This is a genomic window from Marinobacter litoralis, assembly GCF_016427555.1.
Classification (GTDB): Bacteria; Pseudomonadota; Gammaproteobacteria; order Pseudomonadales; family Oleiphilaceae; genus Marinobacter; species Marinobacter litoralis_A.
This window is the reverse complement of sequence record NZ_JAELVS010000003.1, coordinates 81767-102903: the sequence shown is the minus strand read 5'-3', so window position 1 is coordinate 102903 and position 21137 is coordinate 81767. Positions and strand designations below refer to the sequence as shown.

13 protein-coding genes are annotated in these 21137 nt (G+C 51.5%); all 13 read left to right on the top strand.

What is annotated here, in order from left to right:
• Window position 1: 1 nt before the first annotated feature.
• Complete coding sequence (gene rmuC / locus JAO79_RS10530; protein ID WP_199007226.1) at window positions 2-1915, top strand: DNA recombination protein RmuC; 1914 nt, start codon at window positions 2-4, stop codon at window positions 1913-1915.
• Entirely contained in the window at window positions 1916-3517 is a 1602-nt protein-coding gene (locus tag JAO79_RS10525) for a type I restriction-modification system subunit M (protein WP_199007225.1), read from the top strand.
• A complete protein-coding gene (locus JAO79_RS16520) occupies window positions 3514-4683 on the top strand; it encodes a restriction endonuclease subunit S (RefSeq protein ID WP_199007224.1) in 1170 nt (389 codons plus the stop codon). The genes JAO79_RS10525 and JAO79_RS16520 overlap by 4 nt, the downstream gene beginning before the upstream one ends.
• A gap of 9 nt (window positions 4684-4692) precedes the next feature.
• Window positions 4693-6915 (top strand): AAA family ATPase, encoded by a 2223-nt coding sequence (locus tag JAO79_RS10515; RefSeq protein ID WP_199007223.1) that lies wholly within the window; start codon window positions 4693-4695, stop codon window positions 6913-6915.
• Window positions 6916-7986, top strand: coding sequence for an endonuclease NucS domain-containing protein (locus tag JAO79_RS10510; RefSeq protein WP_199007222.1), 1071 nt, complete (start codon window positions 6916-6918; stop codon window positions 7984-7986).
• Between the two features lie 226 nt (window positions 7987-8212).
• The gene (locus tag JAO79_RS10505; protein ID WP_199007221.1) at window positions 8213-8884 is read left to right on the top strand and encodes a vWA domain-containing protein; all 672 of its coding nucleotides are present in this window, start codon (window positions 8213-8215) and stop codon (window positions 8882-8884) included.
• Window positions 8884-9579 (top strand): PP2C family serine/threonine-protein phosphatase, encoded by a 696-nt coding sequence (locus JAO79_RS10500; RefSeq protein WP_199007220.1) that lies wholly within the window; start codon window positions 8884-8886, stop codon window positions 9577-9579. The genes JAO79_RS10505 and JAO79_RS10500 overlap by 1 nt, the downstream gene beginning before the upstream one ends.
• 4 nt (window positions 9580-9583) lie before the next feature.
• Window positions 9584-10981 (top strand): protein kinase domain-containing protein, encoded by a 1398-nt coding sequence (locus tag JAO79_RS10495; RefSeq protein ID WP_199007219.1) that lies wholly within the window; start codon window positions 9584-9586, stop codon window positions 10979-10981.
• Between the two features lie 6 nt (window positions 10982-10987).
• Window positions 10988-14383 (top strand): DEAD/DEAH box helicase, encoded by a 3396-nt coding sequence (locus JAO79_RS10490; RefSeq protein WP_199007218.1) that lies wholly within the window; start codon window positions 10988-10990, stop codon window positions 14381-14383.
• A complete protein-coding gene (locus JAO79_RS10485) occupies window positions 14286-15857 on the top strand; it encodes a hypothetical protein (protein WP_227664571.1) in 1572 nt (523 codons plus the stop codon). Before JAO79_RS10490 ends, JAO79_RS10485 begins: the two co-directional genes overlap by 98 nt.
• Window positions 15857-18316 carry an AAA family ATPase gene (locus tag JAO79_RS10480; RefSeq protein WP_199007216.1) on the top strand — a complete coding sequence of 820 codons (2460 nt, stop codon included), beginning with the start codon at window positions 15857-15859 and terminating at the stop codon, window positions 18314-18316. The genes JAO79_RS10485 and JAO79_RS10480 overlap by 1 nt, the downstream gene beginning before the upstream one ends.
• Window positions 18316-20157: a hypothetical protein gene (locus tag JAO79_RS10475; RefSeq protein WP_199007215.1), complete on the top strand. Its 1842-nt coding sequence runs from the start codon at window positions 18316-18318 to the stop codon at window positions 20155-20157. The genes JAO79_RS10480 and JAO79_RS10475 overlap by 1 nt, the downstream gene beginning before the upstream one ends.
• 45 nt (window positions 20158-20202) lie before the next feature.
• Window positions 20203-21114 carry a GIY-YIG nuclease family protein gene (locus tag JAO79_RS10470; protein ID WP_227664548.1) on the top strand — a complete coding sequence of 304 codons (912 nt, stop codon included), beginning with the start codon at window positions 20203-20205 and terminating at the stop codon, window positions 21112-21114.
• The last annotated feature ends 23 nt before the right edge of the window (window positions 21115-21137 follow it).

Genomic DNA, 21137 nt, shown 5'->3' with positions numbered 1-21137 from the left:
GATGCAGAATATTCAATGGACTACCGAACTGATCGTGATGGCAAGCCTGATTGGCGCGGCGTTGGCGGGATTGGGCTTTTTGCTGGCCTCCGTCCTGCAAGGACGCAAGTCCACCCGGCTTGCTACGCAACTGGAGCAACTTCAGGAAGACCTGGAGCAAGCGAACGCGCGTGACGAGGCTGCCCAGACAGCCATCAAAGAGCTCGAAGCCTCTGTGCATGAAAAGGATCTGGCAGAAAGCCGCTTGCAAGCGAAGCTAGCCGGTGCTCAATCCAACGAGCAACGGCTTATCGGTGAGCTCCAGAGCCAAAAAGATGAGCTTTCGGCTGCGAATGCGAAGTTGGAAGAATCGCGCCACCGTCTCCATGAGACAGAGAAACAGCTGGAAAACGTACAGGCAGATAACCGTGCCCATCAGGACCGAGTAGAAGAACTTCGTCAGCGACTCTCACGCTCAGAGCAGGATCTTCAGGCAGAACGGGAGCAGGTCAATCAGCTGAAGGGGAGCCTCGCAGAAGAAGGGAAAAGGTCGCAAGCCTTCGAGTCTTCAAGCTTGGATGCCAAAGAGCAACTGAAGGAAATCAAGGCGACCCTGCTGGCGCAACAGGATAACTACGCCCAGCTACAGGAGCGATACCAGACCCTGAGCAACGAGCACACCGAACTGAAAACCACACTGGAGCGCAAAGAAGAGCACTTCAAAGAACAGATGCAGCAACTGGGTGAGGCCAAGCAATCCCTCACCAGAGAGTTCGAGAATGTTGCCAACAAGATCTTCGAGGAGAAAGGCAAGACCTTCACCCAAACCAGCCAGAGCAGTATAGACAGCATGCTTAAGCCCTTCCGGGAACAAATTGAAGGGTTCCAGAAGCGGGTGAATGACGTCCATGAATCTTCCGTGCGCGGCCAGACGGAGATGAACGCAAAGATTCGTGACGTTCTGGAAATCGGCATGAAGATGAGTGCAGAAGCCAACAACCTGACCTCCGCGCTGAAGGGCGACTCTCAGCAGCGAGGTGCATGGGGTGAGGTTCAGTTGCGCCGGACTCTGGAAATGAGCGGTCTGATCGAAGGCGAGCACTACGACGCCCAGGGCGAATTCAAAGATGCGGAAGGCAAAAAGAAACGCCCCGACTACCTGATCCGTTTGCCCGACAACAAGCAAATTATCATCGACAGCAAGGTCTCCCTGGTTGCTTACGATAAAGCGGTGGGCGCGGAAACGCCTGAGGAGTCACGCCTGGCGATGGATGAGCACGTTAAAGCGGTGAAGCGCCATATCGACGATTTGAGCAGCAAGGATTACACCAGTCTCATCGGCATGCGGAGCCCCAGCTTTGTGCTGATGTTCATGCCCATCGAGCCGGCCTACATCGAGGCTCTGAAGTACGACAAAGGACTCTTTGAATACGGTTACAAACAGAATATCGTGCTGGTCTCTCACACCACCCTGATACCCATTCTCCGCACGGTGTCCAATCTGTGGATGATTGAACGAAGCAACGCCGAGGCCCGGGAAATCTCCGAAAAGGCCGGGGAAATTTTCAATCAGGTCTGTGTGGTTGCTGACCGGCTGAATAAGCTGGGCGGCACACTGAAGACTGTAAGCAACCATTACAACAACACCGTTACGGCTCTGGCAGGCCAGCAGGGTCTATACGGCAAGGTGGATCGTTTTAGCCAGCTCTCAACCAAAGTCAGCAAATCCTTGCCACAGATCGAGCCTGCCCATACAGACTTCGAGTCTGAGCGCCTTGCCCTGATTGTTGAACCGCTCGATGAGCCGGAAAAACAGGAGCAAGAAATGCTGGAAGAGCTCGGCTCTGATCAGCAACTAACCAATCAAACTGATACTCCGTCTGAGGAACCGGAACAGGAAGCCTCAGATGCAACATCGAATGAAGAGATCCATTAAATGCTCACAGGTCAATTACGTAACGACATCGACAAGCTCTGGGAAAAATTCTGGACCGGGGGCATTGCCAACCCGCTGACTGTGATCGAGCAAATTAGCTATCTGATGTTCGCTCGCATGCTCGACATGCAGGAAGAGGTGGCCGAGCGTAAGGCCGCGCGAACTGGCAAATCCTTCGACCGGTTGTTTCCGGATACGCCGGAAGGCCAGCTTCTGCGCTGGAAGAATTTTCACCATATGAGCGGTAAGGAGCTGCACAGGCATCTCAAGCTTCATGTGTACCCGTATTTCGCCAGCCTCGGCCAGCACTCAGAGGAAGAAGGGCTCGGAACGGAAGGCAGCGAAGCCCAGGCACTGGGCCACATCGGCGAATACATGCAGGATGCGGATCTGGAGATCAAGAACGAATCTGTGCTTGTCTCGGCAGTGGAAATGGTTAACAACCTGCCGCTCACCCAGAGTGACATAAAAGGGGATATCTACGAATACCTGCTGAGCAAACTGACCACGGCAGGTATTAACGGCCAGTTCCGTACACCGCGCCATATTATCGATGCGATGATCGAACTGATCGACCCGCAGCCCACCGATGTTATCTGCGACCCTTCTTGCGGAACGGCAGGATTCTTGGCTCGAACCATGGAGTACCTGAACAAAAAGTATTCCAGTGAAGCCGGCACCTTTACCGACGAAGACGGCAACCTGCACTACACCGGAGACATGCTCGAACCCTACCGGGACCACATCACCAAACAGATGTTCTGGGGCTTTGACTTCGACACCACCATGCTCCGCGTGAGCAGCATGAACATGATGCTGCACGGGGTAAACGGCGCAAACATTCACTATCAGGACAGCCTCAACAAATCCATCAAAGAGCATTACCCGGAGCAGGAAGAAGACTTCTTCGATGCCATCCTCGCAAACCCGCCGTTCAAGGGCAGCCTGGATGAAACCAACACCAACCCGGATGTGCTGGGTCTGGTCAAAACCAAGAAAACAGAACTGCTGTTCGTGGCGCACATACTCCGAGGCTTGAAGCTGGGCGGCCGGGCTGCAGTGATTGTGCCGGATGGCGTTCTGTTTGGTTCCTCCAAGGCTCATCAGCAACTGCGCAAGGAGCTGATCGAGAACAACCAGCTGGAAGGCATCGTCAGCCTGCCCAGTGGTGTTTTCAAACCCTATGCAGGTGTGAGCACGGCGATTCTGATGTTCACCAAAGGCGGCACGACAGATCGAGTCTGGTTCTACGATCTGCAAGCCGACGGTTTTAGCCTTGATGACAAGCGAACCGAGCTGAAAGGCGAGGGTAGCAATGACCTACCGGATGCTATCGCCAAATGGAAGCAATACCGTCAGCTGGTGGAAGCCAACGCCGATGCAGAAGAGATTGAACAAGCCTTTGGCGACAAGGCCCAAAAGGCGTTTGTGGTAGACGCCTCCGATATTGCGGGCAACAAGTATGATCTTTCTATTAACCGCTACAAGGAGGTGGTTTATGAGGAGGAGGAATACGAAGATCCGAAGTTGATTCTGCAGCGGCTTAGAGGGCTAGAGAAAGAAATCTTGGCTGAGCTGGACGAATTGGAGGGGATGTTGTGACTTGGCCTGTTGTGCGACTCGACGATGTGGCCCAGATAAATCCACGGCTTCCTAAAAATATAGACGACTCCCGGGTAGTGTCATTTGTAGCAATGGCATCCGCGGGTGAGGACGGGATGCTGCTGAATGAAGAGCCGCGGATTTTGGCTGAAACCAAAAAAGGATTTACCTATTTCGAGAATAGGGATGTTCTTTTGGCAAAGATAACCCCTTGCTTTGAAAATGGAAAATGCTTGCGACCAGGACAGATAAGCAATCAAGTCGGGTTTGGCTCCACGGAGTTTCATGTTCTGAGAGCTGATGAGAAGTTGTTAGATCCCAGCTACCTTTTCTATATGATTTGGAGCAAGCAGTTCAGGTTCCTGGGTGAGCCATCAATGTCTGGTGCTGCAGGTCAAAAGCGGGTCAGTACCGATTTTCTGAAGGGGTTTGAGGTTCCGCTCCCACCATTGGTAGAACAGAAACGCATCGTCTCCATCCTCGACAAAGCCGACGACATCCGCCGAAAACGCCAGCAAGCCATCCAGCTTGCCGATGAATTCCTCCGGGCGGTGTTTCTGGATATGTTTGGTGATCCGGTGACTAATCCGAAAGGGTGGGAGCTGTTACCGTTCTCCACGGTTGGGACTTTGGATAGAGGTAAATCAAAGCACAGACCGAGAAATGACCCTTCACTTTTGGGAGGTGCTCATCCGCTTATCCAGACAGGGGAAGTAGCGAATTCGAAAGGTTACATAACGGATTACTCTGCTACATACTCTGACCTTGGATTGGCTCAGAGTAAAAAATGGGATGCCGGAACCCTGTGTATCACTATTGCTGCTAATATTGCGAAAACTGGCATTTTGACGTTCCCCGCCTGCTTTCCCGATAGCGTTGTTGGCTTTAAACCAAATAACAAAGTAACCGTTGAGTTTGTGCAGCATTGGCTCGGATTCTTGCAGAAGAATCTGGAGGCAAACGCACCTCAGGCGGCTCAGAAAAATATCAATCTTGAAATTCTAAGAGGCCTCTCGATTCCAGTTCCTCCTAAGTCTAAGCAGGAAAAATTTAGCGAAATAGTTTCCTGCATACTTGCGACTGAGAGGAAGATATCTACATCGGAGAATATGGTAAGTGAAGCATTTGAATCGCTTAGCCAAAAAGCGTTTCAAGGAAAGCTCTAAGGAGGGAGTATGATCGGCGAAATCAAGATCAATCCACCGGTAGCAACCTATTCACAGCCGGCAACGCTTGGCGATCTGCGCCGTATCAACTTTATTTTCGGCGCTAATGGTACCGGAAAAACCACCATCAGCCGCGTGATTGCGCAAACAGAGGGGGCCAGTCATTGTCAGCTTATATGGCAGGGAGGTGCTCCCCTGAATGTGATGGTGTATAACCGCGATTTCGTTGACAGAAATTTTAATCAGGATAGCCCGCTACAAGGCGTCTTTACCCTTGGAGAGAACCAAGTGGAGGCTGAGCGTGAAATAGAGCGCTTACAGCCAGAAATTGAAAAAATTGATGAGCAGATAGCCAGTCTAAACAATCAGCTTGATGGCCAGGATGGTCAGTCTGGTAAACGAAAAGAGCTAGCTGACCTCGAACCTGAATTGCGTGAAAAATGCTTTAAGCAGAAGAAGCTTCACGATACCTACTTTCAAGAAGCGTATAGCGGTGTACGCAACAGTGCTGAAAAATTCAAAGAAAAGGTTTTGAGTGAAAGGGATTTGAACAGTGCGGAGCTGCTTACACTGGACGAATTAAAACAAAAGGCCAGCACAGTGTATTCAAAAGGCCTAGAAAGAATATCACCTCTTGCGAACCTGTCAGCCGACAATCTCATACAGTTGGAATCCCATGGACTACTGCAAAAGGCCATCATAGGTAACCAGGACGTCGATATTGCTGCTTTAATTGAGCGTCTTGGGAATAGCGATTGGGTGAAACAAGGCCGTAAGTACCATGAGCAAGACCCGGAAATCTGTCCATTTTGCCAACAGCCCACAGATCACCATTTTTCAGAGAGCCTGACATCATTTTTTAGTGAGGCCTATGATAATGACATTCAGGCTTTAAAGACACTTCAAGGAAACTACCAAAGAGCCTCCGAGCAGTTACTGGCTACCATCCAGCGTAATGGCGAATCAGGTAACCAGTTCTTGAGCCTAGAACTTTTCAATGCGGAAGCCCAGGCTCTGTCTGAACGGCTTAAGGGAAATCTGGCCCTCCTGGATAATAAGCTGGCCGAGCCAAGTCGAAAGATCGAGCTCGAGTCCGTCGAGCCATTACTAGCGGAACTACAAAAGACAGTCTCCGAAGCAAATGATGCAACTTCTAGTCATAACCGAACGGTGACGAACATAGCGACAGAGAGGGAGACGTTGACTTCCCAAGTCTGGCGCTATGTGCTCAACGAGTTAGCTGATGATCTGTCGCAATATCAGTCAAAAAAGGATCAGTTGAACCAAACTATTCGAGGTATGGAAGGCAGTCTGCGAGCAAAGCAGCAGCGGCGCGGAGAGCTAAAGGAGCAGATTGCAGAGCTGGAAAAGCAAACCACGTCAATTCAGCCGACGATTACGGCGATCAATGAGTTATTGCATAGATTTGGTTTTCATTCATTTCATATTGGTGAGGCTGATGGCGGCCGCCACTATCGAATAATCCGCGATAATGGTGACGATGCCAGCCGCTCGCTGAGTGAGGGTGAAAAGACCTTCATAACGTTCTTGTATTTCTACTACCTCATTAGAGGCGCTCAATCGCCTTCAGGGATAACGACTAATAGGGTTGTGGTATTCGATGACCCCATATCCTCTCTGGACAGCGACATCCTTTACATCGTAAGCAGCCTTATCAAGGGCGTAATGGAAGATGTCAAAAGCCAAACTGGCCAAATCAAGCAGGTGTTCTTGCTCACACACAACGTCTATTTCCACAAAGAAATTACGTTCAATCGAGCAAGGCCTTCAGATCGAGCACTCAATGAGGAAAGCTTTTGGTTGGTTAAGAAACAGCAGCAAGGTTCGATTATCGAGCGTTGCAACTCCAACCCTATACGCTCGGCTTATGAGCTGTTATGGGAAGACGTAAAGTCCGCCAATGTATCAAGTGTTAGTCTTCAGAATACATTGCGGAGAATACTGGAGAACTACTTCACCATGTGGGGCGGAATGGGGAAAGACGAAATCTGTGCGCATTTTGATGGGCGCGACAAATTGATTTGCCAGTCGCTGTTTTCCTGGGTCAACGATGGATCTCACTCTATTCATGATGACCTTTACATAAATCATGGCGATCAAACCAACGATGCTTATTTGCGGGTATTCCGGCACATTTTTGAGAAGGCCGGCCAGTTGGGTCACTACGAGATGATGTTAGGTGAACAACCGGCGTTGGCGGAGGAAGCGTAAATGGCAGTGCAGCATGGCATCTGGAAAATCGGAGACAAGCCTCAGACTCTTGCAAGGGTGAAGTTGGAAAGCGAGTCGCTCCTCGAAGAGCAAATCACTAAGGATGTCTCCATCCTCAGTGACCACTGGCTGTTGATTGGTCGCCAGGTATACACCGACTTCGGTAAGTACATCGATTTGCTGGCCATTGATGCGACCGGCTCCATTATCATAATCGAGCTGAAGAAGCACAAAACGCCCAGAGATGTCGTTGCGCAGACCATAGATTACGCCGCCTGGGTCGAGAATCTTTCCTCAGAAAAGTTTGTCCAGATATACGCCGAGTTTGCCGAGAGACACGGCCTTCCGGAAAGAACCTTCGATCAGGCCTTCAAAGCCAGGTTTGGAGTGGCGCCGGTCGAGGAGGAGATCAACAGCTCCCACCAGATGGTGATTGTTGCGGCGGAACTTGATGCAAGTACCGAACGCATCATCAACTACCTCAATGATAAAGCCAGTGTTGCGGCCAATGCGGTCTTCTTTTCTGTGTTTGAGGATGGTGAGAACCAGTACCTCAGCCGGTCCTGGATGATTGACCCTGTGGAAACGGAAGAACACGCGGTAAACACTGGTCAGCGGGGCGAATGGAACGGTGAGTTCTATGTCAGCTTTGGCGCCTACCCGAATGGACGCAATTGGCAGGATGCGGCGGAATACGGGTTTATTTCGGCCGGCGGTGGGCGCTGGTATAGCAGAACCGTTTTTATGCTGAAGCCGGGCGATCGCGTTTGGGTAAATATTCCAGGCACGGGATACGTGGGTGTTGGCAAAGTCTCCGGTTACCCAATGGTGGCGGACGAATTCATCACCGACGACATGGATATGCAGGGCGGGTATAACCTGGCTGCCGAGTATGGCGAAGATGATGCAGAGTATTTTGTGCCTGTGGACTGGCTTCACAAGGTTTCAGAATTCAACGCCGTTAACGAAGTCGGCTTGTTTGGCAACCAGAACTCTGTAGCAAGGCCTCGTGCGTCTAAATGGGATCACACGGTGACTCGGTTGAAGGAGCTTTGGCACATATCGGTCTAGAGGGCAGGGATCCTCATCTCGTGAGTGTGCTAATAAAAGTCAAAGGACGTGACGGTAAGAAAAATTACTCTCCAGTAAATAGTTCTACCCTTCGCCTTTCCTTTCTGACGAGTTATCCCTTCAACGTATTGAAAAATAGAGATTTAAGTTTCTGGCATGGTTCTCGCAAATCTGCAGAGAGAAGGTCAGTCAGATGCGATATTTAGTGATTCAAGGAGATTAAAAGATGTCGGAACTCAAAAAATTCCAGGTACAAACCGCTCGCCCACTGCCAGTAATTGTGTTGGCAGATACCAGTGGAAGCATGTCGGATGATGGCAAGATCGAGGCTATGAATCGGGGCTTGAAAGACATGGTGGCGAGCTTTGCATCCGAAAGCCGCCTGAGGGCGGAGCTTCAGGTTTCGGTGATTGCTTTTGGTGGCAACAAGGCGGAGATGATTCTTCCACTGACCCCGGCCCACCAGATTGAGGGCATCACTCAACTCGAAGCATCTGGAATGACACCGCTCGGGGGCGCTCTGACTATCGCCAATGAGCTTGTTGAAGACAAGGAACGCATCCCTTCCCGGGCCTACAAGCCGGTGGTAGTCCTCATCTCCGATGGCTACCCGAATGATGACTGGCAGGGGCCTTTCCAAAGTTTTGTGAATGGTGAGCGAGCAGCAAAAGCAACGCGGTTTGCCATGGCCATTGGTTCCGATGCGGACGAGGCCATGCTGAGTGATTTTGCGAATGATCCGGAAGCGCCGTTGTTCCATGCGGAAAACGCCCGTGACATTCACCGATTCTTCCGTGCAGTCACGATGAGTGTCAGTGCCCGCAGTCAGTCGGTTAAGCCAAACCAGTCGGCCCCGCTACAGATCCCCGCCGAAGACGACGAGGACTGGGAATTCTGATGAGGCTGGCAGCAGCCGGGGCTTCGGTCCGGGGGCCAGCCCACGAGCAGGATGGTTCTCCAAATCAGGATGCTATTTCTGTGCGCGGGCGTGATGGCGGTCGGTTTATTGCAGTCGCTGATGGGTTGGGGAGCCGTCGTTTTAGCCACATTGGCTCACAGCGAGCAGTTGAGCTAGCTCGTGAGGTCAATCTCAACCGAAGTGGCACCTTATCCAGTACCGATGTTCTATCACGACTAAGTCGCAATTGGCGCGCCGAATTCTCGGGATGCCATGACGACTATGAGACCACCTGCCTCTGGGCATGGGTTGATAGTTACGGACGAGGGATTATTGGGCAGGCCGGGGATGGCCTGGCTCTCATTCGAAGCCAGGGCAAGTTCCGGGTTTTAACGGTGCAGGGGGATGGTTTTGGCAATCAGACGACGACGCTCGCGCAGGCGGATTCTGAGGGTGCCACCGGCTCTGAAGTTGCGCTGATCGAACCAGGGGACGGTGTGCTGCTGATGACGGACGGAATCTCGGATGACCTCATCCCCGAGCAGCTGGAACCATTTTTCGATGCCATTTATCGACGCCAGCGGCGCAGCAGCAAGAGACGAATGAAGCGTTGGCTCGAGAGCGAGCTTCAGCAGTGGTCCACACCGCGCCATGGTGATGACAAAACCATCGCAAGCATTTTTAGAATGGATTGAGCACATGAGTACAGCAGCCAAACAAAAAGCCCCTCGCGTTGTTCAGGATACTAAGGGAGCTAGTTATCAGCTTGTTCAGAAGATGAGTCAGGGCGGGCAGGGTGTCGTCTATCGAACTAGTCATCCTCAGGTGCTCGTGAAAGGCTTCACGAATAAAGATGATCAGGCGATAGGGCGCTGGCGTCGGCACATCGAGTGGCTGGTTAGACAGGACCTTGGCGGGCTAAAACTCTCCAAGCCTTTGATCATGCTTGCTCCGCCTCGTAACGGTTACGTTATGGAGCTTATGGATGGCCTGGTCCCGCTGCAGAGCCTACTTGATAGCTTCATCGAAGCTGGAGATGCGTCCTCCGAAGACTACCTCAAACAGGGCGGGCTTCGCAGGCGGGTCCGGATTCTCTGTCAGTTGGCGAGAACATTGAATCAGCTGCACTCGAAAGGCATGCTTTATGGCGACCTCTCACCGTCCAATATTTTTGTTTCAGACGATCCTGAACATGCCGAAACCTGGCTGATTGACTGTGACAATATCAGCCTCGAATCTCACAGTGGTCTTACCCTGCACACGGTTGATTACGGTGCTCCTGAGGTTGTGCGGGGTGATTCGTTGCTTTCAAGCCTTACGGACGCCTGGAGCTTTGCGGTCATTGCTTACCAGCTCTTGAGCCACAACCATCCGTTCAAGGGCGACATGATTAATGATGGTGAGCCAGAGGATGAGGAGGCGGCCCTGCGTGGTGAGCATCCCTGGATTAACCACTCCGAAGATTTTGACAACGAGTGTTCGGGCAATCTTCCTGTGCAGTTCATCGAACACAGCCGCTTGCCCGAGCTGTTCCGACGTTGCTTTGAGGATGGGCTGGCTAATCCGGCGGAGCGCCCGTCCATGTCGGAGTGGTTGGAGGCGTTGACTGAATGCGACGAGCGAATGGTGAGTTGCGACGGCTGTGGCGGTCATAATCTTTTACCCGCGCATTTCAATGAGGACGACACAGAGTGCTTTTTTTGTCCGTCTCCTCTGGATGAAAACCTGGTTTTGTTCGAGGAATTCATTGTTCCTGCCCATGAAGAAGGCGTTGCTCCGGAGGTGGATGATTGGATACCCACTGGACGGAAGGTTGTCATGCAACCTGGCGACAAACGTGAGTTAAAGCGGTTGATGCCGACTTTCAGTTATGACCGCTGGCCCGAGGACCACCTGAAAGTTGAGTACACAGAGAAGGGGTTAGGAATCCGTCCGTTACCGGATGGCACCCTTCACGTTCAGCGCGGTAGCACGATAAAGCCAGTGGAGGGCTATCAGGGACTGAAGGAGAGCCTCCGTGGGAAATACGATACGCCGTATTGGATTCACATCGGTGGGCTGACAGACCAGCACATCGTCTGGCAGTTCAGGTGGTGATCAATCATGGAGCTTAAAGACTTTCCGCTGTTTTCCGAGGACTTGCTCACCTTATCGAGCAAAGAAGATCTAAGCGGCTTTCAGGCGGGCCAAAAGATTCTGTTTCAGCCATACGATGATGACTGGATGGCTATTCAGGGCGATGTCCGTGTCATTGTTGGCTGTAGCCCGGTTGATCGGATTCTTTTTGAACGTCTGGCGCAGCGCGACCAGGTGCAATGGCTGTTAACCACAACCCGCAAAGGCCAGTTGCTTGTTCAGTACTGTGCTCCGGTCGAAATTGCACCCATGGGGCTGGAACTTGGCCTTGATGAGCTGATCCTTGACGACCTTTATGGCAAACAGGAAATAGGTGACAAGGATGTTGACCTGGCCTGCCGCTGGTTTGAATCCCATTTCGTCGTGGACGTAGAAGAAGAGCGCTGGCTCACCCTCGCAAGATTCTCCAACCGAGCTTCCAAAGGTGGTTTTCAGTTGTTGGGGAATGGATGGCGAGCAGATGTTGAGCGCAGAGATGACGGCGCCTTGCTGGTCAAAAGAATTACCCGACATGTCCGGAAAGACAGTGCATTCTCTCTACTGACTGGAGAGTTCACCTTCGTGGATGCATCTGTGGCGGCTGTATTGAATAGCGGCTCTCAGCAAGCAATCCTGGATGCGACGTTGCGCGATAACGAAAGTTATCTGGAATTATGGAATTTATACAACGACAAGGAATGGCAGAACGCTTTGAAAGAGGCGGAGACACTACGATCTTTGAGATTTGTAGACTGGGAGGCATTTGAAGACGGCCGAGAGAACGCCTGGCGCCTGATTCCGCGAACACCCGATGATTATCGAGAGTTTCGTGATCGTTGGGCTGGTCTTGATCTGCCATCGAATCGTCAGGTGGATATCGGAATTAATCCACCAGATTGGACTGAAGAATTAACGACAGATGAAAGCGATGGTGCCTCTGCGAACACGCCGCGAGGCACGATCGTTTTCAAATCTGATCACGTGATTTTCAGACCCGCTTCCAATCGGAAGTCTGTTCGGCCACGCGAGAAAGGGGGTTGGCTGTACCTGTCATTGGCGGGGCACCGAACTGCCGGCAAGCGTCGCCTTGCTGCCAAGCAATCCATTGATTCCGGAAAGCGTTTGCCACAGTTGAAATGGCTCCTGGAGGGTGTTGCTGTTCCGTCCGCTCGCAGGAGACGAATAGATGGGCTCACACCATACGCCAAAGAGACGTTCAAGGGTGGAAAGCCCACAGAAAAGCAGATTCAGGCATTGGATGCGGCACTGAATACGCCGGATTTGGCCATCATTATTGGGCCGCCTGGAACGGGCAAGACTCAGGTAATTGCGGCTCTTCAAAGGCGGCTGGCCGAGGAATCACAGAATCAGAACCTTTCCGGGCAAGTTCTCATCAGCAGTTTCCAGCACGATGCGGTCGATAATGCTTTGGATCGCAGTGATGTGCTGGGGTTACCGGCAACCAGAGTGGGTGGTAAACGGGGTGCTGCTGACGACGCTGCTCTGATAGACCCGTGGTTGGATCGACAGACAGCGCATCTCAAAGAGAAGATTGCGCTGGAGTACGAAAGATATCCAGAGCTGGAGAAAATCAAGAAGTTGTCCGAAGCCCTGGCTTTTGCTCGGGTGGCCGGTTACGAACCGGCCCGACTTGCCGATGAGATTCAGCGGATTCTTGATGGATTCAGGGAGCTCATAGCCGATGGGCTAATCATTCCACCGAAAACAGAGGCGGAACTGGAAGAATACATTGAGAGGTTGGGGCGTAGCCGTAAGGTAGCGGCCAACAAAGGGCAGATGGATCCCACTGCGTTGCGCAAGATCAGGGCGCTCCGCGAAACTGCGATGTCTTTTCAAGATGATGGGGCTGATCGCGCCTGGGATTTGCTGAGCTGGCTGAAACGAAATGATCCAAACGGTAATCCTGAATATCTCTCTTTGCTCGAGGAATTGGCTGACGCAGAGCAAGTGAATGATACGGCCCTCAAACAGCTCGCTAGGCTTAAGAGCCGACTGCTGGATCAATACCTGCCAGATTACCGCCCCCCAGAGCTCAGGTTCAAAATAGATTCGAAAGGGCTGGATTTGTTGAACACTCTGGAGCGGCTGATCGAAAGAAAGGTTCAGGCGCGCAAGCAAGGCGTAGCCTGGGTACTTGAGCAGCTCTCCGATAGTCTCAGTCTTGATCGTCAGGCTGCTCAATCAGTAGTAGATGAATACTCCATGGTGGTCGGTGCTACCTGCCAGCAAGCGGCTGGCCAGCAAATGGCCAATCTAAAATCGATTGCCGGTTTCGATACTACGGAAATCGAGTTTGAGACTGTAGTCGTTGATGAGGCTGCAAGGGCAAATCCGCTGGATCTGTTTGTACCGATGGCCATGGCCAAGCGGCGGATTGTTCTGGTGGGCGACGATCGGCAGTTGCCACACATGCTCGAACCCAATATTGAGGGGCAGTTGCAAGAGGAGCATGACCTTACGGAACAACAACTGGCAGCTTTTCGATCAAGCTTGTTTGAGCGACTGAGAGTGAAACTCCAGGATCTCGAACGGCAGGACAACATCCGGAGAGTTGTCATGCTCGATACCCAGTTCCGCATGCATCCTGTTCTGGGGGATTTTGTGAGCAAACACTTCTACGAGGCTGCGGGGCTTGGAAAGGTTCAGTCTGGCCGAAAGGCGGAGGATTTCGCTTTTTCCGATTCTTTCCTTAATGGCATGAAGGAGCTGAGCCATCACTACCAAGGGCGTGTGTGCCAGTGGGTTAACGTTCCACTTACAGAGGGCAAAGCTGGCAAGAGAGGGACGAGTCGCATTAGGGAAGCAGAGGCTGAGCGCATCGTGGATGAGGTTCGGCGGGTGATGGAGGCTGGTGGAGAATCCGTCTCTGTTGGCGTGATTACATTCTATGCCGCTCAGCGCGATCTCATCATGGAAAAACTGGCGCAGACGAAAATCGGCGGAAAGCCTTTGATGGTCAAACAAGAGGGCGGGTACGAACCTCATGATGATTTCAAGTGGACAAAGAAACAGAACGCGGATGGCTCATATAGCCAGGAAGAACGGCTAAGGGTTGGATCAGTGGATGCCTTCCAAGGGAAGGAGTTTGATGTGGTGCTATTGTCCTGCGTGAGAACCTATCAACCAACGCATCCTGCAATGGTTCAGCTAGACGATGACGCTGCAAGGGAAGAGCAACTGAATCGACAGTTCGGCTTCTTACGGTTACCAAACCGAATGAACGTGGCAATGAGTCGTCAGCGACAAATGTTGATTTGCGTTGGTGATGCCAACCTTGCCACCAATCCCGATGCCAGAGACGCTGTTCCTGCGCTGGCTGCTTTCTACGAACTATGTGGAGGTGACCATGGCAGCGTTCGTTGAAACTGGCAGCTATCTCAAATTCAGCGATCGGCCCAGGTCAAAATCGAAAGCGATTCTTTGGCCGGTCCTTGTTCATCGAGTTCTCTATCCTGAACCAAGGCAGCCCGAGTTGAATTTGTTTCAGCGAGCGGTTTTGGGACTGATCAGGGCCAAATGCACCAGACAGGATGATATTGCCGCTCTGACTGGTCTACACCCGGAATTGATCGCCCTGATTATTGCGCAAGGGATTAGTCATGGTTGGTTGACCACGGGGGCGGATGCTCTGACGGATGAAGGACACAAGCTGCTGGACGCTGAGGAAGATGAGTCGTCGAATCTCAAGGCTGGCTTCCTGATTCAGGACGCGATAAGCGGTGATTTCTGGCCACGAATGGTAACAAGGCTCGAACAAATAGAGCCTCTGGATCCGCAAGCCAGGTTTCCGGAGTTTTCTGTTGAGAGACGGACAGGTCACACCTTCCGGCCCTATCTCGCCAGATCAAAAAAGCAAAACCTGCCTGCTTTAGATAACGAGGGGCTCGCTCGGGCCTACCGTGACTATCGGAAAGATTTTCGGGCCAGCCAGCAAATGGACGGCTTGCATTCGTCATCTGATTCTGTGCGATTGCAGGGCATTCAGCGTCTGGACGATTCACCGGAGGCCGCGAGAATTGTGGTTTGGATAACGGGTGATGATGAGGGGGACGAGCTCTGGTCAGTAAGGGATCCGTTTGGGCTCAGGGAAGGCGCCTGGTGGCTCGAAGAGCCTGTGAGGCAGTTGCTGGACTCAGACACTAAGCTTCGGAATTTTCTCGCGCCGCTGATTGGTATTCCAGACGCAGGGGCACTGACTAATGAAGAGTGGTTGAGAGAGCTTCAAAAGAGAACGGAGCTGGATATTTTGATCGAGTACCCCTGGGTAGAGGCTCAGCCCGACATCAAGCGGTATTTCGCCCGAATATTGAAGTGGCGACGCAGAATCGAATCGGGACTGACTTGGGATTCTGATTTGGAGGCTGCTCTCGGTGACTGTCAGAAGCTTCTCGAAGTGGTTATGCAATGGTTGATCAAGACCTACCCTGCGAATGTGGGGCAGATACCATCCGCGAAGAAATCGAACTGGAGTCTGAATGAAGGGTTGCTTGGCGCATTGGGTATTCCATCTTTCACCGAAGATGTCATTCGAATATTAGCGAGGCAGCGCTTAGATGACGTCATCAAATCGTGTCGCAACCCATCAAGCTCTCTCAAAGCCTTACTGTTTGCCGCGGGAATGGGGGCACTCAACGACGATCAGCACCCGCTAAAGGTTTTGCAAGATTCGGACTTACAGCTAATGCAGTTGTTAGATCTGGCTGACCTTCGGAATCAGAGTAGCCATGGACAGAGTCGTTTCAATAAACGGAGGTCGAAAGAGATTACTCAGGACCTGGTGATAGAACAGATGACGTATGCAAAGAATTTCACGGAATGCTTTAAGGACTGGATGTAATGGCCAAGAAGAATGGAAACAAACGCAATGCCTCCCCGGTGGCAACAGGAGCTCCCGCTGCACCTTCTCGTCAGGCTGCGTCACTCGAAAAGCATGGTCCGATATGGGCAGCCTCGTTTGAGAATGCATCAAAGGTCTATCAAGCCACTGGTTCAAACCTAGATATTGACGTCGACAAAGAATTGATCGGTCGGGTCCTGGATGCGCTTCAGAAGACTGAGGACACTGCCTCAATAGCGAGATGGATTGAGCGATTTGCAGAGGTGTGTAAGGAGCTCAGCAAATACCAGGAGAAGCTCAACGAGGAATATATCCAACGTTGGGAGAAGGCCAGCAAGCTTGGTGAAGAAAACAATGCCGAACACAAACGGCTGCAACTCGAAGCTGAGCGGGTTGAGGCAGACCGTGAGGCCTTGGAGCAACGAGTTGCCGGCATAGACGAGCTGGAGCAGGAGTTAGCAACCAAGAAAAATGATCTTTTGAGCCTCGAACGATTGCTTAAGCAGAGAGAGGCGAATGCTGAGGCAGGATTTGCAGAGGAGAATGAGAAAGCACTGCGGCAACTGGAAGAGCAACAGCGTCAGCTGATTGTGCAGCGAGAATCAGATCTGAAGGATCTACAGGATCAGAAGACCGCGCTTGGAGAGGAAATAAAGCAGGCTGCACGAAAGCTGGCAGAAATCAGGCATAGCTGTTCTGACGCAGAAGCTCAGCGAATTGACGCGCTTGATGCGAGAGAGCATGAGCTCAGCCAGGAAAAGGCAAAGCTAAGTCGCGATAGAACAAGGCTGGACCGCGATTGGTCAGAACTCAAAACAGAGCAAGCTGAGCTAGAAAATCGCATAGCTGAGGGAATGGAAGCTGAGCGAAAGGGGTTTGCGCTCGAGTTGGCGAAGGTATCTGCACAGAGAGAGAAGGCTTGGGAAAAGGTTCAGACGCTACAAGAACGGTTACATGACCTCCAGGAGTTGGGTACTGCACTGGGCGAGCGCTCTCCGGCAGAAATACTTGAGAATTTAGAGAGATTGACTGCTGAAAATCGCGAGCTGAAAAGACAGCTGGAATCTTCAGACACCGCTGGGTTGCAGCAAGACAATCAATATCTACGGGATAAAGTCTCAGACTTGGAGCGAGACATTGCCGCTCTGCGCCCGGAACTTGACGAAGCGCGTCGAGAGTTGAGCGTGAAGCGTGTAGCTGCTACGGAGCTTGAAGCCATTGCCCGGGAGAAGCGGGTTCTCGAATCTCACAAAAATACGTTAGCGGTCCACATTGATGATCTTGAAACTCGTATTGATCAATTGACCAATGCGCAAAAGGCCAAAACAGCGTTCCCTGCGATGTCGATCATGGACACTGATAAAGCCTTCCAGGCCAGCATCGAACTTGAGCATGTGCCAGATTTGAAGTCCTTTGCAGAAGAACTTCAGCACCGTATTGCCCGAGCTGAAAAGAATGTGGAGCTATTCTATCCGATTGAGGATATCAGGCTGCTTCTCGGTGGTTTGGCTATGAGTCAGTTACACGTGTTCCAAGGAATTAGTGGCACGGGTAAAACGAGCCTTGCGAAGGCCTTTGCTAAGGCCATGGGAGGGTTCTGTCAGGACATAGCCGTGCAGGCAGGCTGGAGAGATCGCGATGATTTGCTGGGTCATTTCAACGCCTTTGAGCGCCGTTTCTACGAGAAGGACTGCTTGCAAGCTCTATACAAGGCACAGGCCCCTCGCTGGCAAGACTCTTGTAATGTGATCTTGCTTGATGAGATGAACCTCTCTCGACCAGAGCAATATTTCGCAGAATTCTTGTCCGCTCTTGAAAAAAATAATCCGGCCGAGCGACTAATCAGCCTTTCTGAAACAGAGTTGCCCGGGGCACCAAATATGCTGAGGGATGGGCGCCAGATTCTTGTGCCGAACAACGTTTGGTTTATCGGCACGGCAAATCATGACGAGACGACTAATGAGCTAGCTGATAAGACTTATGATCGGTCACATGTGATGACACTTCCGAAGCAGGATCACAGTTTCCGTATCAAGGAATATCCACCTGCGAGCTATTCATTCAGTTCTCTTCAGAAAGCCTTCGATTCTGCCTGCGGGGAGCACACCGCCTCTGTGAAAGATTTGCTAGGTAAATTAACCGAAAACGACTTTACAAAACAGCTTGAGACTGACTTTGGTCTGGGGTGGGGCAACCGCTTTGAGAAGCAGGCGCTCAGGTTTATCCCCGTGATGATGTCATCAGGGGCGACCAGGGGTGAGGCTCTGGATCACCTGCTAGCGAGCAGAATAATGCGCCAGGGTAAGGTAACAGGTCGCTTCGATGTAAGCGCGGATTCCGTTCGAAAATTGATGTCTTCATTGGAAGCGTTCTGGAGCGGAACGGGCCTGGATAGTCTTCCAGTGACCTCACTTGATCTTTTGGAGAAAGACATCAAAAGGAAAGAGGGCGGGTTTTAATGTGGGTGGATCGGCTGACTGGGAAGGCTATCGAGCGTTTACCTGACGTTGTCGAGTCCGGCCGTTATTTAGCTGAGGCAACGGCTGGACATCCAAAATCTTTAGGTGTGGGAACGAGCGGTCTCTTGGTTGACGATGGGAGCGAAATTGCCAATGTCGATGGCGAGCGAAAATCCTTTAGGTTGCCGGATAAGGCAATCGTCCAGAAAGCCGATTTATTCGAGCGCATCCTGGATACGATAGATTCAAGCATCGAGAGTGGAAATGGGCTGGCATCACCATTAATGCCTGAGGGTGTGGTTAACGAAGATAGTCACCTAAACTCATTTGATTTGAAACTGATCGAGACCATCGGAGCGGGGCACCTTCATCAAATATCGATGAGACCTAGGTTGGACCTGCACTACGAAGAAGAGGTCACGGATGTCGCGAGGGCCAAGAAGTTAGCTAAAGGAGCCTTGGTGCATCTGGCCTCGCATTCTGAGTGCTGGCAGCGCCAGACCTTGTCCGGTGTTATACCCAAGAGAGTGAAAGCCCGGTTTAGCGAGGACGACTTTAATATCTATGAAAATCGTGTGTACGCAAGGTTGCTTGACAAAATCGAGCAATATTTGTGCAAACGAGTCGGCACGCTAAAGCAGATCCAGTCTGCCGTTAATGAGGCGTTGGAGTTTTACGGAACTAATGAGCTTCATCATCGCCTGACTGACGAAATATGCAGGCTTTGGGGAAAAGCCTTTACTCAGGATTCAACCAATAAAGCGTCCGAACAGCTAGCCGAAACGCTGGAACAGCTAGAGAATGCGCTTGGTATAGTTCGAGGTCTCAAGCAGAGAGGTTTGTACCTGTTGGTGAACCGCGGCGTAAATATCGGAGACGGACTGCATCTTACGAATATCCTGAGCCATGATCAGCATTACCGCCATTTACCTGTCCTTTGGAATGAGTTACGGAGTGTCGTTGGCGGTAAACAGACGACGCCTGAGGAACGATGCGCGCGAAACGAAGCGCTGAACCTAACGTATTCGAGATACGCCGGTCTGGTTCTTCGTCATGCTTTGGCACCTTATCTCAGAACTGAGTTTTCATCGCGTTGGGCCGGGCTGAATCTTGAGCTGAGACAGGTAGGGCTCGACTGGCAGTTGATTTTATCTCCCGATGACTCAAGCAGAACAGAAAAAATTCTCTTGGAAGTTGTTCCTTGGTTGGAGTTGGGCGAACGTCCAAACGAACTTTCTGCGGAGCAGAATTTCGATCACCCTTTGTCTAGAGTAGTGGCTTGGCCAAAATTGACGGACGAACACTTGTATTCCAGTGAAGTTCCCATCGATGGCATATGGATTCAGCTATCGCCGTTCGACCTGTATAGCGTCGAAAGATTTGGTTATCTGATCGATCAGCTTTTACAGAGGGAGCTGGTGGCTGGATACGGTTGCCCGATCTTAAAAGTCCCAGCCAATTCACTAAGAATCGCGCGAGAAATTAAAGGCCTGGCAGTAGAATCGAAACGACATGAAATTAGACTTGTAGAGGGTCTGAGCGAGGGTGATCTTTCACGGGTTGAGCGGTCACTTGTCGATGACAATGCAGCTTCTCAAGTGAGGGAGTTGGGCAGAAGACAACAGGAAATCATGGTACTTGAGCGATGTCCGGTTTGCTCAAGTCCAGTAAAGCTGGTTCATCAAGAACCCAGTAGCTTTGCGACAGATTGTAAGTCTTGCAAGACAAAGCGGTACCTTCGAGTGAACGGAGCTGGTGTGGAGTACGAGCAGAAACTTGCTGGCTCACGAGATTTTCGAGTGGTTGGGCGGCGGAGCTTTGCGTTTCAAACCCGAAGGTAGACACGATAAAGCAGTAAAAAGTCGAATCAACGATAGCAGAGAATGATGATTAACAATAAAGGGCAGTCTCTCGAACTATTCTTCATCGATGGAAAACCCGACGGCATGCTGACAGCCGAGGTGTTTAACTGGACGGGTCATGTGCTCATGGCTCCGCGCACGCGCCTGGGAGCCGCCTTGAAGAGGCCGGAAGCCAGCTACACTGGCGTATATTTGTTGTTTGGCGAAGATGATGACGGTCCGTTGGCTTACATCGGGGAGGGTGAGGATATCGGCGGGCGGATTAAAAGCCATGACACGTCCAAGGATTGGTGGACCACTGCGGTTCTTATAACGACTGCCGGGAATAACCTTAATAAGGCACATGCAAAGTATCTGGAATCCAGGCTGGTTGAAGAGGCTCGACGGGCTGGCAAAATCCGACTAGACAATGGCAATACACCCCCGCGCTCCTCGCTGAGTGAGGCTGCGCAGGCCAATATGGAGAGCTTTCTTGAGTACCTTATGATGGTGCTGCCCGCCATACGTATCGACAGTTTTCTTGCTCAGACTCGACCGCAGGCAAAAACAGGTTCAGTTTCCTCTGCTGACCCAGATGAGCCGGATACAGTGTTTGAACTTCGAACCCCCAAGCATGCTATCGAGGCCAAAGCTGTGCTCACGGATGGGGAATTTGTGGTTCTCACGGGCTCCAAAGTCAGTCCCAGATGGCGAGGTAAGAGCACTCACCACACTGGCTACAGTAAGCTGCATGGTGAGCTGGTGGCAGCGGGTGTCATACGCCCAGAGGGAGAGCTTGCTGTGTTTACCGAGAACTACGCGTTTAAAAGCCCAAGTGCTGCAGCGGCAGTGGTGAATGGCCGTCCAACCAATGGCACCACTGAATGGCGATTACCGGAAGGGAAAACGTATAAGGCTTGGGAGGCTGAGAAGCTGGAGCCGGAAGCTTTAACGTGATTGTTTCTCCAAGGATTGGACTG